This is a genomic window from Winogradskyella sp. PE311, assembly GCF_046545555.1.
Classification (GTDB): domain Bacteria; phylum Bacteroidota; class Bacteroidia; order Flavobacteriales; family Flavobacteriaceae; genus Winogradskyella.
Window position 1 is genome coordinate 1,844,055 of sequence record NZ_JBHZTH010000001.1, and the last position, 19,121, is coordinate 1,863,175.

The window sequence follows — 19,121 nt, forward strand, 5'->3', positions numbered from 1 at the left end:
TGTCTTGTTTTTGATGTGAAAATTAAAATGTAAAGTTAATTTATTTTGTGATACTCTCGAGAAAATTTAAAGAGCATATAGTTAAGTATTCAACATGTTTTAAACAAAAAAAAGCAGCTTATAAGCTGCTTTTTAATTATTTAATAATAAGACGTTTTATTTGAGATTTATCTTTCTGTATAAATTTAAAAATATACAGACCTGTTTTGAGCGAACTGATATCAATAGGTAAAGACTCATTTACTTTTCTAATAAATACACGCTTACCCAATACATCATAAATTTCAATTCTTGTTTCCTGATTATTAGAAATAGTTACATTAACTCTGTTTCTTGCAGGATTAGGTGAAATATTAAATACTGATTTAAAATCGAGTACATTGACATTAAGAATATTCCAAGTATCTTCAGGCTCTGGCGTACCACCCCAAATTGTTTTAGCTAAATAAGGATTATCAACAAAAGGATTACGATTACCATAAACACCTTCTAAATGATTATTTCTGTTATTTTCTATGTCTGAAACAGGATCATCCGCATTCCATTCTAGATAAATCTGAAGCATATCAGTAAAAGGTTCTGTAGCGCCAGATCCATTTAGATTCGGTAGACATCTGTCGCCATATCTTACGTACATATACATCATGGTGCGAGCTACATCTCCGCGCCATTCATCACCAGGATACCAATCGCCACTTCCTACATCACCAGAATTCCCTGTTCCTGCTCCAAATTTTTTACTTCCTCGAGCTCCATTACGTTGCACGTCACTGGCTCTTAGGTTATGAGGATCAGCAACTATACCTGTAAAAGAATTACTTGCGGAACCCATACCTGGATTGGCATTGGATCTAGCAAATATGTGCTCTCTATTATAATCGCAGTTATTACCACCAAAATCGTCTTTGTCTCTTATTCTTCTATCAGTTTGACCACTAGTACAGCTTAAAGTATTATTAAAACCATAAATAAGAAGTACGTTGCTTGAATTCGTTGGATCTAAATCCATTATTTTAAAATCATCTCTTACATCTCCGTAAGTATAAGTATCAGTGTTTGTATTATTACTTATTTTTAATTGTAATGCATTATACATATTTTGACCTGTTAGCGTAAAATCTACATTGTTTTGGCCATTAGTATAATATGCTTGTTGTGAGTAAGATGTTAGGGTAATTAGTAATAAAAATCCTAAGTAAATTTGTTTCATAAATTTCATTTAATATAAATTCGGGCTATTTTTTTTCTAATAATGCCATATAAAATCCGTCAAAACCAGATTTATAGGCTAATACTTTTTTATCTTTTACAAAGGTAAACTCTTTTCCTGCATCTGATGTTAAGAATTTGTCAACTTGTTTCTGATTTTCCGATGGCAATACAGAACATGTAGCGTATACCATTTTTCCGCCAGATTTAACCATTTTAGAATACTGTTCTAAAACTTCTAATTGGGTTTGTTTAATACTTTCTATGAATTTTGGTTGTAATTTCCATTTAGCATCAGGGTTTCGTCTTAAAACGCCAAGTCCTGAGCATGGCGCATCTATTAATAAACGATCTGCTTTGCCATGTAATTTTTTTATTGGTTTTGTAGACTCAATAACTTTCATTTCAATATTATGCACACCATTGCGTCGTGCCCTAATCTTGAGTTTTTTTAATTTACTTTCGTAAATGTCCATTGCAATTATTTGACCTTTATTTTCCATTAATGATGCAAGGTGTAATGTTTTACCACCAGCACCAGCGCATACATCAACTACTTTCATCCCTGGTTTTACATCTAAATAATCTGCAACTAATTGAGATGAAGCATCTTGTACTTCAAACCAACCGTTCTTAAATGCTTCAGTTCTAAAAACATTAGTTCGTTCTAATAATTTTAAGGCTGAAGGATGATTTGGTAAAAATTCAGTTTCTATGTCTTCAGATTGTAATTTAAGTTGTAAATCTTTTTTAGTTGTTTTTAAAGTATTTACTCTTAGAATAACATCAGCTTGTTCATTTTGCTTGGCCATTTCTTTGGACCATTCAGATTCACCCAATTCTTTTACACCCAATTCATCGATCCAGTCTGGTATCGACTCTTTAAATTTTCTGATTTTAGAAAGTTCATCAAATCGTCCTTTTATTTTACGACTAGGAGTATCAGAAAAATATTTCCAGTCTGGTAATTTAATTCCCTTAAGCGTGGCCCAAACAGCGAACAATCTCCACAAATCATCTCTATGATATGGGGCTTTTACATTTGCAATTTCTGCATAAAGTCGTTGATAACGTACTATACTATAAACGGTTTCTGCAACAAAACCTCTGTCGCGACTTCCCCAACGCTTATCGCGTTTTAATAATTGCTGAATTACTTTATCAGCATATTCACCTTCATTAAAGATGAGGTGTAGACCGTCTATAACGGCAAAACATAAGTTTCTGTGTAGTCGCATTTCAAAAAAATCTAAGCGTGCAAAGGTAAGGTAAAAGTTTAAAAATGTGAGACTTTATTGAAAAGTGTTATCTTTTAAAATAAATAAAAACAACGCAAGTTTTTATGCTAAAGAACATCTAAATTATATTAAGCCTTAAAAATATTGTTGACGGAAGCTGAGTTTATAAAAGAATTAAAACTGAAAAGCACTAGTGCGTACAGTAAATTGTTAAATGACTTTCAGCAAAAAGTATTTGCGACTTGCATTTCTTTTGTTCCTAATAAAGAGGATGCAGAGGATATCGCACAAGAGGTTTTTGTAGAGGTTTTTAGATCGATTATTAAATTTAAAGGTGATTCTAAATTATCAACATGGATTTATAGAATTACTACTAATAAATGCTTGGAGTTTATTAGAAAGAAAAGCACAAAAAAGCGTTTCGCTTTTTTACAATCAATAACAGGAAACGCAATCCCTTTTGATAAAACAAATTATTTTACAGATATAAAGCACCCAGGCATATTATTAGAAAATAAAGAACTCAGCATAACCCTATTTAAGGCTATTGACAGTTTGCCAGATAGTCAACGTGTAGTTTTTACACTTCATAAGGTTGATGGAAAAAGTTACCAAGAAATAACTGAGATTACTCAACGTAGTTTATCCTCAGTAGAATCTATAATGTTTAGAGCAAAAAAGAATTTGCAAAATATTTTAGAATATTATTATAAAAATGAAGTATAGCGCAAGTTTTATGCAAATTGTGCATCAAAAGTAATAGTTATGAAAGTAGATAATGAAATGAATAACAAAGTACAGAATACTCTAGAATCTGGCGAATTTATTGGAGAAGTTGAGGTGTCTCCCTTTTTTAAAGAAAGCGTTATGCATCGAATTCGTAATGAGTCAGAAGTGGTAACTGATTTAAATCGGTCTTGGTTTACGCCTAAATTACAATTGGCAACTTTGGCTTGTGTAATTATTTTAAATATTGTTGCATTTAATGAAATGAGAACAAGTACTTATGATGAAGATGTTAACGATTTTGCCGAGTCTTACGGACTTTCAACTAATATAGAATCCTCTATTTTATACTAAATATGAAAAGAAATACAGTTTTATACGTTCTGATAATTTTCTTAATAATAGCTAATGGGTTTTTCTTATTCAATTATATAGGAAACAATAATCATAAAGGCCCTGAGACTGAGGGTAGAGATAAAGAGTTTCTTGTTAAAGAACTTAATTTTAATGATGCTCAACTCGCTGAGTTTAGAGAAAAAAGTAAAGATCATCGCGAAATTATGATACTTTATTCGGATGATATTAAGCGCCTTAAAGACGAGCTTTTTAGCCACCTATCTAATGAATTGGTCAACGATTCAGTGATTGATTCGATTACATTATTAATCGGTGAAAAAGAAAGGCAAAAAGATCGAGAAGTCTTTAATCATTTTAAAATGATACAAGAAATCTGTAATAATAAACAAAAGGAAAAATTTAAAGTTATCATAAAGGATGCTATGCGCCAAGGAGAGCGTAGGCAAAGACCACCAAGGGGCAACAACAATGGTCAAAGACCACCACCGCCACCTCGATAATAATAGCTTTTAATAAAAAAGATCTCTCACAAAATGAAGGTCTTTTTTTATTAATGTTAGTAAAATTTTATTACTCAAATAAAACGCATTCTTTTATACTTTTTTTAACAATAATGCACACAAGTTTAAAATAACTCCAACATCTAAATATATATAAACTTAAAAACTCTAAACATGAAAAGTAATGCGTTTAAAACTTTAGTAATGGTATTTGGAATTGCACTTATATCTAATATAGTATATGGCCAGAATCAAAGAAATGAAGAACGGAAATCCCCTCCAACATTTAAGCAACTTTTAAAAGAGATGGATAAAGATGAAGATGGTAAGTTATCTAAGAAAGAGATTAAAGGGCCTTTAAAGGAAGATTTTGAGAAAATTGATCTTGATGAAGATGGATTAATTACTGCAGAAGAGTTTAAAAAAGCTCCGAAACCAAAGCGCAGAGAAAGAAATAATTAAATAGAAGAACTTATTTGAGTTAGTCCAAAAATAAATTTTAGTTTGATTGATTTGTTGGTTTGAAAAAGTTTCTCAAGAGATTGAGAAGCTTTTTTTGTGTTTAGACACAAGTATTTTCTCAAAAACTCATCTTAATTATAACAACCTTTTAAAATTATACAAATGCGCTATTCAATTTTATTATTACTAGTTATGGCATGTAATAGTCATAAGACAACAGAAGTACATAGCCATGATGATATTGCTCACGCGCATAATGATGCGCAAGAAGTAACATCTTATTTTAATGAGTATACTTTAAACGATAAAACCTACGGAACAAAAACTAGTGTTAAGATTAAAGGGGATAAGCGAATTATGACTACTAATTCATTACCAAATCATAAAACAGGTCAATTTCCAAATCAAGGTAATCCTAATTCTATATCTGCTCAAGAACGTACTTTTGATTTTCCGTTAAATCCTGTTTACACAGGGATAGCCAAATGGGCTAGAGAGCCTGGTATTGCTTTAAACGGAATAAAGTTCGAGCCTGGAACAGCTGAGGTTGTAGTTTGTGATACAGGTGAAAACTATAGAGTAGAGGCATTACAAGAGGTTATTGATTTAGGGTTAGATTTTAATCATGCACACGTGCAACCAACAGGTGCTTACCATTATCATGGAACACCAACATCTGTTATAGAGAATTTCGACGCAGGTAACGATTTGGTCCATGTAGGTTTTGCTCATGATGGTTTTCCTATGTATTATTCAAAAAGTGGTAAATATAAGCCAAGTTATAAAGCGCTATCAGGTAATAGAGAAGGGGAGGATTGTTCTTATGAAAATCCACATCAATCTATGAACCTTTCTGTGGGAGGTCATCATGATGGAACGTTCACTTCAGATTTTGAATTTATTGAAGGTTCGGGTGATTTAGATGAGTGCAACGGTATTACAATTAATGGTAAATATATGTATTTGGTTACTGCCGAATTTCCCTATGTAAGCCGATGTCTAATGGGTTCCTATGAAGAAGCCAGACCACAAGGTCCAGGTCAAGGATTAAATAGTAGAAATAGCACTGAGCCTAATCATAGACAGGGAGGTCGACCAAGCTTTTCAGAATTATTAAAGATGATGGATACTAATAATGATAAAAGGATTAGTAAAAAAGAAGCTAAAGGACCTTTGAGTGAAGATTTTGATAAAATTGATAAAAATAAAGATGGTTTTTTATCAGAGGAAGAAATACAAACAGGAGCAAGATCTAGTAAAAAAGAGCCTGAAGGTAGAAGACCAAGAAATTGATTCCTTGGCAGCTCATTAAACCTTATAAAAATTATAAAGTCTAAAACATAATGTAATAGTTGTTTTGAATGAATTTTTAAATAAAACAGATTAGAGAGCAATTTTTTTTAGTTAATCGCATCTAAATAATATATACAAACATAAATCAAAGAAAATGAAGAATTTATTTAAACTTATGTTACTTATAGTAGCCGTGTTTACACTAAGTGTTGCGTGCTCCTCAGATGATACAGGTAATGACAATAACGAGAATTCAAACCCCTCAGTATTTAATGTCACAGTTAGTTCTGTAACTGAATCTTCTGCGGTTGTTAACTGGACAAGCTCCACTGACACAGATGGAGATGTTGTAACATACACAGTTACTTTAAATGGCACGGAAGTAGTTTCTAACTCCTCAGATTTATTAATTTCACTTACAGCTTTAAATTTAGATACGCTGTATTCTGGTGATGTAACTGCAAGTGATGGTAATGGTGGAAGTGTAACAGTAGATTTTAATTTCACAACGTTGGCCGAAGCACCTACTTTACATGCAGCATTTGCTGCTTTTGACGTAGACTATACAGATATCTATTTGGATGGTTCTGATGTAATTATTGAAACGATAGGCGAGCCAAATCATTTAACACCATATTACAGTACAAGTCATCCATTGTATACTGCGCCAACAGTGACAAGTCAGGCCCAAATGACGCCTACACGAATTGATACGGCAAATCGCGATTACGAAGCCGCTTTAACAGTGTCGTCTAATCCACAACTTGCCAATACTACATCAGCCACTCAACTTGGTTCTATTGGTATTGCAGTAAGCGGTGCCTTTATATATAATGACCAAGAAGGTAATGGACCTTTAGATTCAGCAGCAGGAAGTTTAGATTATGCTGGTGCGCATATTGGGCCTTCAAACTACCATTATCATTTAGAGCCACTTCCTTTTACAGATGATGATGAAAATTTAGTAGGTATTATTTCAGATGGGTTTTTTATTTATGGAAGACAATGTAACTCTACAGGAACTTACCCTACAGATTTAGATGCATCCGGTGGACATACAAGTACAACACAGCATACCGATGAATCTGAGTATCATTACCATATTATTAATGAAGTATATGGTTCACTAGGTAGATATTTAGTTTTTGCAGGACCTTACCAAGGTACACCTAATGCCATCAATTAAGTATATAAACATATTAGTTTTTATACTACTTTTTAGTAGTTGTAATGTATCCTCTAAAAAAGAGATACAAATACAGACCTATAAAAGAATAGAAGATGTTAATATTGAAAAAAGTCAGCTCATTTTAAATGCATCGAAAGGCCAGTGGTTTTATAAGGGTAAACCCTTTAATGGATATGCTCTAAAATATTTTAGAAACAATGATTTGGCTGAAAAAACAGGCTATTTCAATGGTAAAAGAGAAGGTGAGTCCTTTGCTTATTACAGTAACGGAAATAAAAAAAAAGTAGCCTATTATTCTAATAATAAACTCAATGGTAAAAAAATGAATTATTATGAGAATGGTACTGTTGTAACAGAATTTAATTACGTGGATGGTATACCACAAGGAGTTCAAAAAACGTGGTTTCCAAATGGTCAGTTAGCAAAAAAAAGAATTTTAAATAAAGGGGTTGAAGAGGGTTTGCAGCAAGCTTGGTTAGAAAATGGTAAACTTTATGTTAATTATGAAGCTAAAAACGGGCGAATTTTCGGTATGTTACGTGCTAACTCATGTTATAAATTAGAGGATGAAAAAGTTGTTAGAAAAGATTAAATTCAGAATTATTTTTGTTTTCATCTTCTTAATAAATTTGAGTTGTAGCGAAAACACAAAGAAAGAAGAAATAAGAGCTGAAGAGACTAGCAGAGTAGATTACCTGCCTTATTATAATGAAGAATCATTTACTCCAAATTGGATAACACCAGGCACTGAAAAAGAAAAAGAGTTTCATAAAATAGAAGATTTTGAATTAACAAATCAGTTAGGGGAATTGGTAACACAAAAAACCTTTGATGATAAGATTTATATAACAGATTTCTTTTTTGCTAGCTGTCCAGGGATTTGTCCTCAAATGACTGGTAATATGTTTAAATTACAAGAAGAATTTAAACAAGATGATGAAATTTTGTTTCTCTCCCATACGGTAACGCCAACAAAGGACTCAGTACCTGTTTTAAAAAAATATGCAGAGAGAAATGGTGTAATAGATAATAAGTGGCATCTGGTAACGGGTGATAAATTAGCTATTTATAATTTAGGAAGAAAGCAGTATTTTGTTGAAAACGATTTAGGTGAACCAAAGGATATTAATGATTTTCTGCATACTGAGAATTTTTTATTGATTGATAAAAATAGACATATTAGAGGTATTTATAATGGATTGAATAGAGCATCCATGCAACAATTAATAACAGATGTTAAGGCTTTAAAAAAAGAGAATTAATTGTAAACGAATTATTTGGACTGATTGATAGTTGAATTTTACCTTGAAAGCTTTACGATTATATCGTAAAGCTTTTCTATTTTTAAAGAAAATTGGAGTAATGCGCATTTTATTTATTTTCTTAGTTTTTATTGGTTTTTATTCGTGCAAGGAAGGTTACGTTAGACCAATTAATGTTTCAGAAGTTTTTATAGAACCTATTGCCGAAGATAGCTTATTAAGTGTTAGAGCTTTAGATTTTAATGAAGAATATGTGTTTTATGGAAGTGCAGACCATTTCGGAAAAAGAGCTTTGAACAAAGAACTAAAAATCAATATTATTGATTTAAATGTAAGTAACGGTAAAAATCATTTTAAGTATATACATAAAGGTGATAGTTTGCCACTTCACTTTAGAGCTATCGCTGAGGTTAATGGTAACTTTTTTGCGCTCTCTATTTCTAATCCAGCACGACTTTATAAACTTAGTAGAAAAGGAAAAGGTGCTAATTTAGTATATGAGGAAAGACACGAAAAAGTGTTTTATGACGCTTTAGACTTTTGGAATGACCAAGAAGGTATTGCCATTGGTGATCCTACAGATAATTGTATAAGTATTATTATAACAAGAGATGGCGGCAATTCTTGGACTAAACTATCTTGTAACAATTTACCAACGGCTGAAGAAGGTGAAGCCGCTTTTTCAGCAAGTGATACTAACATAGCAATAGTTGGAGAGCATACTTGGGTCGCCACAGGTGGTAAAGCAAGTCGAGTTTTTTATTCACCAGATAAAGGGCAAACGTGGGAAGTTTATAATACACCAATAATTCAAGGTAAGGAGACCACTGGCATGTATTCAATAGACTTTTATGACCAAAATAACGGATTTGCAATAGGTGGTGATTATACTAAACCTAACGAGATATTAGCAAATAAAATTAGAACTAAAGATGGTGGTAAAACTTGGCAAATTGTTGCAGATGTAAGTGGACTAGGTTATAGAAGTTGTGTGCAATATATCCCAAACAGAAATGGTAAAGAGCTAGTAGTTGTAGGTTTTAACGGAATTGATTATAGTAATGATGCTGGCGAAACTTGGAAGCATTTAAGCGACGAAGGGTTTTATACTTTACGATTTTTGAACGACTCTGTTGCTTATGCAGGTGGTCGTGGACGAATTAGTAAACTAACATTTAGATAATAAAAAAGAGCCATTTGGCTCCTTTTTTTTATCTAATTTCTTTTACGACTTCCTCTATCCCCAGAATGGCGTTGTTTGAACTCTTCAATCATTTTTCGTTTAAAAGAGCGCTCGGCTTGTAATAGTGAGACTATCTTTTTAGCAGGCAAAATTTGAAGTAAGTCATTAATCATTTTAGATCTTAATCCTACACGTTGCTTTTCTATACTAACCATATTTAAGAGTAATGCTTTTGCTTCACTCTCATTTAACTCTTTATTTTTTCTATTACCCCTTTCGTTAGATTTAGTTCTTAATTTATTTTCAGCGTCTTCATTGGCGTTATAAACTGGCCAAAATTTTTGAGCCTCTTCTTTTGTTAAATCTAATTGTTCGGTAATATGAGCAATTTTTAAGGCTTTAATTTTTTCTCTATCTGGCCGTTGCCCAAAAACACTAGCAGAAATTAAAAGCGTAATAAGTAATAATTTTAGTGTCTTACTCATAGGATTTCTATTTTGTATATTCAATTGGTGATATCTATTTGTAAAGTTCATAAATTCTAATCTAATATAAAATCTTCTGTATCTATACTTTCTAAGTATTGATTTAGTGTTTCTTCACTAATGTTAACATCGATAAAATCAGTGTCTGAAATTTCATTCGTTTGAAAGAGTGATGCTAAATCGTCATTAGAATAATCTTCTTGATACAAATAACTTTCAATAGCCACTGTATCTATTGCGTCTATATCTACAGCTTTTTGTTGGCTAAACACCAAACCAAAAAATAAAACACAACTTGCAGCAATGCCACTTATATAATAAAGTTTAGAACTTCGCTTAAAAACTATTACTGGTTTATTAGTTTCACTTAATTTAGTAATTATATTAGTCTCAAAAGTATCAAAATATGTATCTGGTACTGAAAAACCCGAAGTGTCAATATCTTTAATTAATTTATTCTCTTTTAGTTGCTCAAGCAGAGTAACTTCAAAATTCTCAAAGTAGTTATCAGGTGTTTTAAAACCTGTAGATTTAATATTATGTAATTTATCGTTTTTCATTTTCACTTCCCGAAACACCGGAAACCTTTTTATTTTCTATTTATATGACTTCAAATTACTAAAATGGTTTAATCAGACCTTAAATAGGCCTCTATTTTTTTTGCTGCGATATGATAAGATGCTTTAAGAGCTCCTTCACTAGTATCTAGTATTTTTGACATTTCCTTGTATTTTAAATCATCAAAATATTTCATATTGAAAACTAATTGTTGTTTTTCTGGCAAAGTTGCGATAGCTTTTTGTAATTGAAGCTGTATGTCATCTCCCTCAAAGTAAACATCTGCGGTCAAATTATTAATAGCTCTTGCCTTATGTTCTTCATTAGAAATCTGTAAACGCTTAGCATTTTTATTAATATGTGTAATAGATTCATTTGTAGCAATGCGATACATCCAAGAAAAAAGCTGACTTTCTCCTTTAAATTTATCAATGCTTCGGTATATTTTTATAAAGGTGTTTTGCAATACGTCATCTGCATCGTCGTGACTAATAACTATTTTACGTATATGCCAATACAAGCGTTCTTTATAGAGTTTTAATAATTCTCTAAAAGCGGCTTCTTTAGATTTTGGGTCTTTAAGGCGTAATATAAATTCTGATTCGTCAGTCAAGTAATTTACTTTGGTATTTAGACCTCTTAAAATACTAAAAGTTTAACGGATTATTTTTCTTATTTATTTTTTTGAACATAATTATTGATAATCAAGTAGTTATATTTAATTAAATCGATAAAAAGCAATAAAACACGATAAAAAGCATTTTTTTCTTGTTTGCTATCAAGATTTATTTTATGTTTGACACAGCTTAACCTATTACTCGTTATCAGTTTCCCCAAATCTGGTAACAAAAAAGAAAAGGATGCATTTTTAATGCATCCTTTTTGATTTTTTAGTCTTAATTTGTTTTATTCGAAACTCTGCATTTCTACAAGTTTTTTATAAACACCATTTTTTTCTAGAAGTTCGTTATGCGTGCCTTGTTCTGCAATTTCGCCTTTTTGCATTACCACAATTACATCAGCATTCTGAATTGTAGAGAGTCTATGCGCAATTACAATAGACGTTCTATTTCTCATCATATTCTCTAAGGCATCTTGCACTAAACGTTCGCTTTCGGTATCTAAAGCAGAGGTCGCTTCATCTAAAATCATAATTGGTGGGTTCTTTAGTACAGCTCTAGCAATACTTAAACGCTGTTTCTGTCCACCAGATATTTTTCCGCCTGAATCACCAATATTATAATCTAATGCGCCTTTTAAGTCCTTAACAAATTCCCATGCATTAGCAATTTTTAAGGCTTCAATAATAGCCTCATCTGTAGCGTTTTCTTTTCCTAAAAGAATATTATTTCTTATCGTATCATTAAATAAAATAGAATCTTGAGTTACTAAACCCATTAGATTTCTCAATGAATGCTTTGTAAGATTTTTAATATTATCTCCGTCGATGTTTATCTCACCTTCATTAACATCATAAAAACGTGTTACTAAGTTTGCTATTGTAGATTTTCCGCTTCCAGATTGACCAACTAAGGCAACAGTTTTTCCTTTAGGAACATGTAATGAAAAGTTTTTTAAAACAAGTTCGTCTTCGTATTTAAAGGAAATATTATCAAGTTTTACTTCTGTTCTAAAATCACTTTTAACCTTAGCATTTGGAATGTCTTCTAAAGGTGAAACTGTATTTAATATTTCTAAGACCCTTTCGGCAGCTGCATTTCCTTTTTTAACACTGTAACTAGCTTTGCTGATCGCTTTAGCTGGCGTAAGTATATTGTACGCTAACCCCATGTAAACAATAAATAACCCAGGATCTAAGGCGTTTTCATTTAAAACCATTCGACCTCCATACCACAAAAGAATAGCGATAACTGAAATTCCTAAAAACTCGCTAGTTGGTGATGCCAAATTCTGACGATGAAGTAATTTATTTGAAAAATTAAAAAATCGGTTTGTTGAGTTTTGAAAACGTTTATTAAAATTGTCTTCAGAATTAAAACCTTTAATAACTTTTAAACCACCTAGAGTTTCTTCTACAACAGACAAAAATTGACCTTGCTCTTTTTGAACATATCCCGATTTACGTTTTAATGATTTTCCTATCAAGGAAATAATAAAACCACTGACAGGAATAAAAATAAATACAAAAATGGTAAGTTTAACACTAATAAGAAGCATCATTATTATTGTAAATAAGATCATTAAGGGTTCTCTAACAATTAATTCTAAGATAGATAAAAATGACGTTTGAATTTCTTGTACATCACTAGATATTCTAGCTATAGTGTCGCCTTTTCTCTTTTCAGAATAGTATGAAATTGGCAACAACATTATTTTATTGTAAAGGGCGTTTCTAATATCTCTTAGCACTCCGTTTCTGAGAAATGTAATAAAATACATTGCTAAATATGCAAAAATATTTTTGAGTAAGAACATTGATATTACAAGACCTACCATAAAAATAAGTACATCATCGTGCCCTTCGATGGATTTTTGAGTTACAAAATAATTTAGATAATTTTCGCCATAGTCTTTAACATTACCTAATCCCGTCCACTCAGGTTTAACCTTAAGTGGTTCTGTTTTTCCGAATAGTACATTAAGCATCGGAAATAAGGATACCATGGATAATGTGCCAAATAAGGCATAAAATATATTACAGGCTATATTTAAAATCGCGTAGCCTTTATAAGGTCTGGCAAAACCGAGTACTTGTTTAAAATAGTTCATTTAAAGCTTCATGTCCTTTAGGATAGCATCAATTCTATTTTCCAACAACTGCTCCGTTTCTTTAAAAGCAGACACATTGTCTAATTTTGTATTTACACTTATGTAGAACTTTATTTTTGGTTCCGTACCACTTGGTCTTAACGCAATTTTACTACCGTCTTCTGTATAATAGATAAGCACGTTAGATTTTGGTATATCTAGTGTTGATTCAGTATTATTAGCTATATCTTTTGCTTGAGAAAGTTGGTAATCTTCAATACGGATTACTTTAGAGCCATTAACATCTTTTAAAGGATTTTCTCTAGCATCAATCATCATTTGTTTAATTTCTTGCGCTCCTTCTATTCCTTTTTTGGTTAAAGAGACTAAGCGCTCTTTAAAGAAACCATGCTCTACATATAAATCTATTAGTGCTTGGTATAAGGTTTGTTTGTTTGCTTTTGCCTGTGCTGCAATTTCGCAAGCCAAAAGAGTAGAGGTAACAGCATCTTTATCGCGCACAAAATCACCAACCATAAAACCAAAACTTTCTTCACCACCACCTATAAAATCCATGGTTGGGAAATCTTCTATCATTTTTGCAATCCATTTAAAACCAGTTAAGCCAATTTTACATTCTACACCGTATGCATTTGCTAAAACTGTCATCATAGGTGTAGAAACTATAGTTGATCCTACGAATTGATTCCCATTAATTTTATTCTGATTTTTCCATTGTTTTAATAAGAAATCAGTCATAAGAATCATAGTTTGGTTACCATTAAGAATAACCAATTCGTTCTCCAAATTTCTTACCACAACACCTAAACGGTCACAGTCTGGGTCTGTACCAATAACAATATCTCCATCTACTTTTTCTGCAAGAGCCATTGCCATTTTTAATGCTTCTGGTTCTTCAGGGTTTGGGGAAACTACAGTTGGAAAATCGCCATTAGGTTCTCGTTGCTCTTCTACAATACTCACATTGCTATAACCTGCTCTTTTTAGAGTTTCTGGTATTGCTGTAATAGAAGTACCATGCAACGGAGTAAATACAATATTTAAATTTTGTTTTGCTTCTGCAGATGTATTAAAACTGCCGTTTTTAATAGATGCATCAATAAAGACATCATCTATATCTTTTCCTATATATTGAATTAAATCTGAATTAGAGTTGAATTTTATTTCAGAATAATCCAAACGATTAATTTCAGCAATAATTTTACCATCCTGAGGTGGTACTAGTTGACCGCCATCTTGCCAATATACCTTATATCCATTATATTCTGGTGGATTATGTGAGGCTGTCAATACAATACCACAATGGCAGTTTAAATGTTTTAAAGCAAACGATAATTCTGGTGTAGCTCTTAAATCTTCAAATAAATAGACTTGTATACCATTTGCAGAAAACACATCTGCAACTACTTTACCAAACGTTTTACTATTATGCCTGCAGTCATAAGCAATTGCTACCTTAATTGTTTCTCCAGAGAAAGATGCGTTTAGGAAATTACTTAATCCTTGCGTATTTTTTCCTAGTGTATATTTATTAATACGATTTGTACCCAATCCCATAACGCCGCGCATACCTCCAGTACCAAACTCTAAATCTTTATAAAAACTTTCTTCTATTTCCTTTGGGTTTGAAGCTATTAGATTTTTAATGTCATTTTGAGTGTCTTCATCGAAAGTATCTGTTAACCAAGAGTTAACACGTTCTAAAATTTCAGGTTTGATATGAATCATAAATAAATAAGTTTAATGTAAATGTAATAAATTCTAAATTTTAGACCTTAGGATACGTCTAAATATTCTTTAATAAAATAACGTTGTTGTTGACGCTTAGATCTGAGAATAAGTTCTCCTAGAAAACCAGCAATAAAGAATTGAGAACCAATAATCATAGTTGCTAACGCTATGTGAAATTGTGGTCTATCGGTTATTAATCTGCCAGTTGGGTTTAAAAAAAGTTTGTCTACTCCAAGATAAAAAGAAAAACCAAAACCAATAATAAACATAATGACGCCGAGGGATCCAAAGAGGTGCATTGGTCGTCTACCAAAACGAGATATAAACCAAATGGTTAAAAGGTCTAAAAAACCATTTATAAAACGATTCATGCCAAATTTAGTTTTACCATATTTGCGTGCTTGGTGCTGTACTACTTTTTCACCAATATTTAAAAAACCAGCATTTTTTGCGAGTACAGGGATGTAACGATGCATTTCGCCATAAACATCTATGTGCTTTATCACTTGATTAGAATAAGCTTTTAAACCACAATTAAAATCATTCAGCTTAACGCCAGATGTGCGTCTTGCAGCCCAATTAAATAGCTTTGATGGTAAGTTTTTTGAAATAATAGAATCGTAACGTTTCTTTTTCCATCCCGATACCAAATCAAAATTTTGTTTGGTAATCATTTCGTAAAGTTCAGGGATTTCCTCAGGATTATCTTGTAAATCGGCATCCATAGTAATAACAACATCACCTTGTGCTTTTGCAAAACCAGCATGCAAGGCTTGCGACTTCCCAAAGTTTTTTATAAAACGAATACCTTTTACATCGGTATTGATCTTAGAAAGTTCTGATATGACGCTCCAAGAATTGTCGGTACTACCATCATCAATAAATAGAATTTCATAAGAAAACGAATTGGACTGCATCACTGATACAATCCAATTGTGTAATTCTTTTAAAGATTCATCTTCGTTAAGTAGTGGTATAACTACTGATATATTCATATTGATGTTGTCTAGTTTTCGAGACTCCAAAAATAATAGAAATTATTTAAGCAGTTAATCATTACTTCGCATAATCAATCCCGTAATTAAAGAGACAATTAATCCAAAGACTAATGCTCCAATTATTGACATAATACTGAAGAAACCGGGAGTCATAAACATACTGCTCATGCCCATTGCCTGATCTATTTGATCTTGAGTCATACTAGGGTTGTTCTCTATCATCTGATTGTAAGCTGTTTCTTTTTGCATTTCAATGAATTCAGGGTAGATAAATTCATAATGTACATAAGAATAAATTGCCGTGATTAAACCACCGATTACTGCTATGGCAAGTCCAACTTTTATCGCTTGCCCTACAGATAAGACATTAGCGTTTGATAATTTATAAGCTCTGATTCCATAAACGTAAACAAGAATTCCAAGAATTAGACTAGCACCAGACAAAATCCAGCTTTTATCTATATTTGCGATGTACATTATTATTAGTCCTGTTATGCTAATAAGAGCAGAATATAAACCCCATGTATATGCGATTGGTTTAATAGGTGCAGTTTGATGTTCCATAATTTTGTTGATTTTATAGTTAATTGAATAGTTAGTAACCAAAGATAACGAAATGTTACACTAATTTAGTGAAATAAAATTATCAAAAAAGATTGTAGATTTATAAAAAATATTTAAATTTGCACCTCGAAAAAATCGAATTTATTTAAAGCATTTAGTGATGAAAGCAGGAATACATCCAGAAAATTATAGAGTAGTTGCCTTTAAAGATATGTCTAACGAAGACGTGTTTTTAACAAAATCTACAGCAAATACAAGTGAGACTATTGAAGTTGATGGTGTTGAATATCCATTAGTTAAATTGGAAATTTCTAGAACTTCACATCCTTATTACACTGGTAAATCTAAATTAGTAGATACAGCAGGACGTATTGATAAGTTTAAAAACAAATACGCTAAGTTTAAGAAATAAATATAGCTTACCGATAATCGAAAAAGCCTTTCTATAAACAGAAAGGCTTTTTTGTTTTCTATAATTAGGCTACTTTTGATATGCTAATCAGGGTTTTAGGATAAACCTCAAATTTTAAAAATCATAATGAATTACATACTTTTTGATGGACCTTACCGAAACAATCTCTTACCATTTACCTACACAAGACCAGTAGCAGATATAAGGGTAGGTATTTTAACTATACGCCAGAAGTGGGAGTCTTATTTAGAATATACCACAACTACTGTAACTGAAGATTATCTTACTGATAAATTTCCGATGGTAGAAATGGAAAGTAATATAATGATTAATGCATCTTTTTTGCCAAATGCAGAAGTTATTGAGTTTGTCAAAAATATAAAGCATAACCAAGCCTTGTTTAAGGATGAGGATGTTATTGCTTTTTTTGCAAAAGAGGGAGAAGAAGTAGTAGGTTTTTCGCAATTTGAAGCAATTGAGTTTGAAGGAGATATTTTAAAAATTGAAAATACTTGGGATATTTTTTCAAAAAATGGAGAAGCTATTGAAGAAGATTTTAGACTTATCACTAAGGACAGAATATCTCAACCTATACCATCTACAATTAATACAATTAATCCTGAGCATATATTTATTGAGGAAGGAGCTCTTTTAAATTTTGCTACACTTAATGCAAGTTCAGGACCAATTTATATTGGTAAAAACGCAGAAGTTATGGAGGGCTCAATTGTTAGAGGTCCTTTAGCATTATGTAATAACGCAGTGCTAAAATTGGGAACAAAAATTTACGGACCAACAACAATTGGTCCTTATAGTAAAGTAGGTGGAGAAGTTAACAATTCAGTGTTATTCGCATATTCTAATAAAGGGCACGATGGGTTTTTGGGTAATTCTGTCTTAGGAGAGTGGTGCAATCTTGGTGCTGATACAAATAATTCTAACCTAAAAAACAATTATGCAGAAGTTAGACTTTGGGATTACCAAACGAGTGGTTTTGCAAAAACGGGTTTACAATTTTGCGGACTAATGATGGGTGACCATAGTAAATGCGGAATTAACACCATGTTTAATACTGGTACAGTTGTTGGTGTTAGTGCTAATATCTTTGGAAGTGGCTTTCCTAGAAATTTTGTTCCAAGCTTTTCTTGGGGTGGACATAAAGGTTTTGTAACCTATAAAACCAATAAGGCCTTTGAAGTTGCAGAGGTTGTTATGGCAAGGCGTAAGGAAGAATTTACAGATAAGGATAAAGCCATTTTAGAGCATATTTTTGAAGAAACAAAACAATACAGAAGAGAATAAATTATGAGAAATACCAAATTTACAATACTACTTATTTTAGCCTTTACCTACGGATTTTCACAAAGTACTGATGTAAATGTGAAAAAACTTAAGATTAATACAGAACTAGATCATTTTGCTGCTAGAGTGGTTGGTGACAAAATTTATTTCAGTCATAACCTTACCACTAAAAGAGGGCGTGCCATAAAGGATAAATTTGATGGCTTTATTTATACAATGTATGAAGCACCATTAAGTACTGATGGCGAAATAAAAGAACCTAAACTTATTGATAAAACAGAATTAGGACGTTTTAATATGTCTGCAGCTACTTTTTCTAAAGATGGAAAAACTATATATTTTACGACAAACCAACTTGGTAAAGGCACAAATAAATTAAAAGGGATTGAAACCTACAATTTACAGATAAGACGAGCTGAATATATTGATGGCAAAGGTTGGACGAATTTTGAAACACTTCCATTTTGTAATCCAGACCATAACTATGCACATCCTGCTTTAAGTCCAGATGGAAATACACTTTACTTTATAGCAGATGAGAAAGGTACCAAAGGAAAATCGGATTTATATAAAGTATCGGTTTCTAGTCATAAAACTTATGGTGATATGGTAAAGTTGAATGACAAGATTAATTCATCTCGTACAGAGATTTTTCCATTCGTGAGTGCAGATAATATATTGTATTTCACTTCAAATAGAAGAGGTGGTAAAGGTGGTTTAGATATTTATAGTTACGATTTAAATTCTAAGAATACTGAGCAGTTACCCGTTTCTTTAGAAGCACCTATAAACAGTAGAGGAGATGATTTTTCTTTTTTCTTAAATGACGACTTAACAACGGGCTATTTATCATCTAGACGTTCTAGAGGTGAAGGTGGTGATGATTTGTATTATTTTTCTAAGTTTTAGGCATTAGAATTTA

At 31.9% G+C, this 19,121-nt stretch carries 21 protein-coding genes; 12 read left to right on the forward strand and 9 right to left on the reverse strand.

The features are described 5' to 3' along the window. Positions 1-136 precede the first annotated feature (136 nt). Positions 137-1,210 (reverse strand): endonuclease, encoded by a 1,074-nt coding sequence (locus tag ACFWU4_RS07895; protein ID WP_411126554.1) that lies wholly within the window; start codon positions 1,208-1,210, stop codon positions 137-139. Positions 1,211-1,235: 25 nt separating this feature from the next. Then, positions 1,236-2,447 (reverse strand): RsmB/NOP family class I SAM-dependent RNA methyltransferase, encoded by a 1,212-nt coding sequence (locus tag ACFWU4_RS07900; protein WP_411126556.1) that lies wholly within the window; start codon positions 2,445-2,447, stop codon positions 1,236-1,238. A 147-nt stretch (positions 2,448-2,594) separates the two neighbouring features. On the opposite strand from ACFWU4_RS07900, the gene ACFWU4_RS07905 reads away from it, so the two are divergent. The 9 genes from ACFWU4_RS07905 (at position 2,595) to ACFWU4_RS07945 (ending at position 9,419) form a co-directional block, all read left to right on the forward strand. Then, entirely contained in the window at positions 2,595-3,173 is a 579-nt protein-coding gene (locus ACFWU4_RS07905; RefSeq protein WP_411126558.1) for an RNA polymerase sigma factor, read from the forward strand. A gap of 39 nt (positions 3,174-3,212) precedes the next feature. After that, entirely contained in the window at positions 3,213-3,527 is a 315-nt protein-coding gene (locus ACFWU4_RS07910) for a hypothetical protein (protein WP_411126560.1), read from the forward strand. Positions 3,528-3,529: 2 nt separating this feature from the next. Further along, on the forward strand, positions 3,530-4,030 hold the full coding sequence (locus ACFWU4_RS07915) for a Spy/CpxP family protein refolding chaperone (RefSeq protein WP_411126562.1): 501 nt from the start codon (positions 3,530-3,532) through the stop codon (positions 4,028-4,030). Positions 4,031-4,204: 174 nt separating this feature from the next. Continuing rightward, positions 4,205-4,492 (forward strand): EF-hand domain-containing protein, encoded by a 288-nt coding sequence (locus ACFWU4_RS07920; protein ID WP_411126564.1) that lies wholly within the window; start codon positions 4,205-4,207, stop codon positions 4,490-4,492. A 162-nt stretch (positions 4,493-4,654) separates the two neighbouring features. Beyond that, positions 4,655-5,785, forward strand: a complete 1,131-nt coding sequence (locus ACFWU4_RS07925; RefSeq protein ID WP_411126566.1) for a YHYH protein — start codon at positions 4,655-4,657, stop codon at positions 5,783-5,785. A gap of 154 nt (positions 5,786-5,939) precedes the next feature. After that, complete coding sequence (locus ACFWU4_RS07930; RefSeq protein WP_411126568.1) at positions 5,940-6,971, forward strand: YHYH protein; 1,032 nt, start codon at positions 5,940-5,942, stop codon at positions 6,969-6,971. Beyond that, positions 6,958-7,566, forward strand: coding sequence for a toxin-antitoxin system YwqK family antitoxin (locus tag ACFWU4_RS07935; RefSeq protein ID WP_411126570.1), 609 nt, complete (start codon positions 6,958-6,960; stop codon positions 7,564-7,566). The genes ACFWU4_RS07930 and ACFWU4_RS07935 overlap by 14 nt, the downstream gene beginning before the upstream one ends. Further along, positions 7,541-8,236, forward strand: a complete 696-nt coding sequence (locus tag ACFWU4_RS07940; RefSeq protein ID WP_411126572.1) for an SCO family protein — start codon at positions 7,541-7,543, stop codon at positions 8,234-8,236. Before ACFWU4_RS07935 ends, ACFWU4_RS07940 begins: the two co-directional genes overlap by 26 nt. Positions 8,237-8,336: 100 nt before the next feature. Continuing rightward, complete coding sequence (locus ACFWU4_RS07945) at positions 8,337-9,419, forward strand: WD40/YVTN/BNR-like repeat-containing protein (RefSeq protein ID WP_411126574.1); 1,083 nt, start codon at positions 8,337-8,339, stop codon at positions 9,417-9,419. Positions 9,420-9,451: 32 nt separating this feature from the next. On the opposite strand, the gene ACFWU4_RS07950 is transcribed toward ACFWU4_RS07945, so the two are convergent. From ACFWU4_RS07950 to ACFWU4_RS07980, 7 genes are all read right to left on the reverse strand, one after another. Next, complete coding sequence (locus ACFWU4_RS07950; RefSeq protein WP_411126576.1) at positions 9,452-9,904, reverse strand: sensor of ECF-type sigma factor; 453 nt, start codon at positions 9,902-9,904, stop codon at positions 9,452-9,454. Positions 9,905-9,960: 56 nt separating this feature from the next. Continuing rightward, positions 9,961-10,464, reverse strand: coding sequence for a hypothetical protein (locus tag ACFWU4_RS07955; protein ID WP_411126578.1), 504 nt, complete (start codon positions 10,462-10,464; stop codon positions 9,961-9,963). A 68-nt stretch (positions 10,465-10,532) separates the two neighbouring features. Further along, complete coding sequence (locus ACFWU4_RS07960; RefSeq protein ID WP_411126580.1) at positions 10,533-11,075, reverse strand: RNA polymerase sigma factor; 543 nt, start codon at positions 11,073-11,075, stop codon at positions 10,533-10,535. A 293-nt stretch (positions 11,076-11,368) separates the two neighbouring features. Further along, a complete protein-coding gene (locus tag ACFWU4_RS07965) occupies positions 11,369-13,192 on the reverse strand; it encodes an ABC transporter ATP-binding protein (RefSeq protein WP_411126582.1) in 1,824 nt (607 codons plus the stop codon). After that, positions 13,193-14,920, reverse strand: a complete 1,728-nt coding sequence (locus ACFWU4_RS07970; protein ID WP_411126584.1) for a phospho-sugar mutase — start codon at positions 14,918-14,920, stop codon at positions 13,193-13,195. It lies immediately after the preceding gene. A 47-nt stretch (positions 14,921-14,967) separates the two neighbouring features. Continuing rightward, a complete protein-coding gene (locus ACFWU4_RS07975; RefSeq protein ID WP_411126586.1) occupies positions 14,968-15,918 on the reverse strand; it encodes a glycosyltransferase family 2 protein in 951 nt (316 codons plus the stop codon). Between the two features lie 54 nt (positions 15,919-15,972). Next, positions 15,973-16,485 carry a DUF4199 domain-containing protein gene (locus tag ACFWU4_RS07980; RefSeq protein WP_411126588.1) on the reverse strand — a complete coding sequence of 171 codons (513 nt, stop codon included), beginning with the start codon at positions 16,483-16,485 and terminating at the stop codon, positions 15,973-15,975. A 160-nt stretch (positions 16,486-16,645) separates the two neighbouring features. On the opposite strand from ACFWU4_RS07980, the gene ACFWU4_RS07985 reads away from it, so the two are divergent. The 3 genes from ACFWU4_RS07985 to ACFWU4_RS07995 all read left to right on the forward strand — a co-directional run bounded on the left by ACFWU4_RS07985 (position 16,646) and on the right by ACFWU4_RS07995 (position 19,108). Then, on the forward strand, positions 16,646-16,897 hold the full coding sequence (locus tag ACFWU4_RS07985) for a type B 50S ribosomal protein L31 (protein WP_411126590.1): 252 nt from the start codon (positions 16,646-16,648) through the stop codon (positions 16,895-16,897). A 126-nt stretch (positions 16,898-17,023) separates the two neighbouring features. Further along, entirely contained in the window at positions 17,024-18,199 is a 1,176-nt protein-coding gene (locus ACFWU4_RS07990) for a GlmU family protein (RefSeq protein WP_411126592.1), read from the forward strand. A gap of 3 nt (positions 18,200-18,202) precedes the next feature. After that, entirely contained in the window at positions 18,203-19,108 is a 906-nt protein-coding gene (locus ACFWU4_RS07995; protein ID WP_411126594.1) for a TolB family protein, read from the forward strand. Positions 19,109-19,121 lie beyond the last annotated feature (13 nt).

Coding starts and splice junctions, on each gene's coding strand:
- ACFWU4_RS07895 (WP_411126554.1), bottom strand. CDS start 1,210: ATGAAACAAATTTACTTAGGATTTTTATTACTAATTACCCTAACATCT.
- ACFWU4_RS07900 (WP_411126556.1), bottom strand. CDS start 2,447: ATGCGACTACACAGAAACTTATGTTTTGCCGTTATAGACGGTCTACAC.
- ACFWU4_RS07910 (WP_411126560.1), top strand. CDS start 3,213: ATGAAAGTAGATAATGAAATGAATAACAAAGTACAGAATACTCTAGAA.
- ACFWU4_RS07915 (WP_411126562.1), top strand. CDS start 3,530: ATGAAAAGAAATACAGTTTTATACGTTCTGATAATTTTCTTAATAATA.
- ACFWU4_RS07920 (WP_411126564.1), top strand. CDS start 4,205: ATGAAAAGTAATGCGTTTAAAACTTTAGTAATGGTATTTGGAATTGCA.
- ACFWU4_RS07925 (WP_411126566.1), top strand. CDS start 4,655: ATGCGCTATTCAATTTTATTATTACTAGTTATGGCATGTAATAGTCAT.
- ACFWU4_RS07930 (WP_411126568.1), top strand. CDS start 5,940: ATGAAGAATTTATTTAAACTTATGTTACTTATAGTAGCCGTGTTTACA.
- ACFWU4_RS07935 (WP_411126570.1), top strand. CDS start 6,958: ATGCCATCAATTAAGTATATAAACATATTAGTTTTTATACTACTTTTT.
- ACFWU4_RS07940 (WP_411126572.1), top strand. CDS start 7,541: ATGAAAAAGTTGTTAGAAAAGATTAAATTCAGAATTATTTTTGTTTTC.
- ACFWU4_RS07945 (WP_411126574.1), top strand. CDS start 8,337: ATGCGCATTTTATTTATTTTCTTAGTTTTTATTGGTTTTTATTCGTGC.
- ACFWU4_RS07950 (WP_411126576.1), bottom strand. CDS start 9,904: ATGAGTAAGACACTAAAATTATTACTTATTACGCTTTTAATTTCTGCT.
- ACFWU4_RS07955 (WP_411126578.1), bottom strand. CDS start 10,464: ATGAAAAACGATAAATTACATAATATTAAATCTACAGGTTTTAAAACA.
- ACFWU4_RS07965 (WP_411126582.1), bottom strand. CDS start 13,192: ATGAACTATTTTAAACAAGTACTCGGTTTTGCCAGACCTTATAAAGGC.
- ACFWU4_RS07970 (WP_411126584.1), bottom strand. CDS start 14,920: ATGATTCATATCAAACCTGAAATTTTAGAACGTGTTAACTCTTGGTTA.
- ACFWU4_RS07975 (WP_411126586.1), bottom strand. CDS start 15,918: ATGAATATATCAGTAGTTATACCACTACTTAACGAAGATGAATCTTTA.
- ACFWU4_RS07980 (WP_411126588.1), bottom strand. CDS start 16,485: ATGGAACATCAAACTGCACCTATTAAACCAATCGCATATACATGGGGT.
- ACFWU4_RS07985 (WP_411126590.1), top strand. CDS start 16,646: ATGAAAGCAGGAATACATCCAGAAAATTATAGAGTAGTTGCCTTTAAA.
- ACFWU4_RS07990 (WP_411126592.1), top strand. CDS start 17,024: ATGAATTACATACTTTTTGATGGACCTTACCGAAACAATCTCTTACCA.
- ACFWU4_RS07995 (WP_411126594.1), top strand. CDS start 18,203: ATGAGAAATACCAAATTTACAATACTACTTATTTTAGCCTTTACCTAC.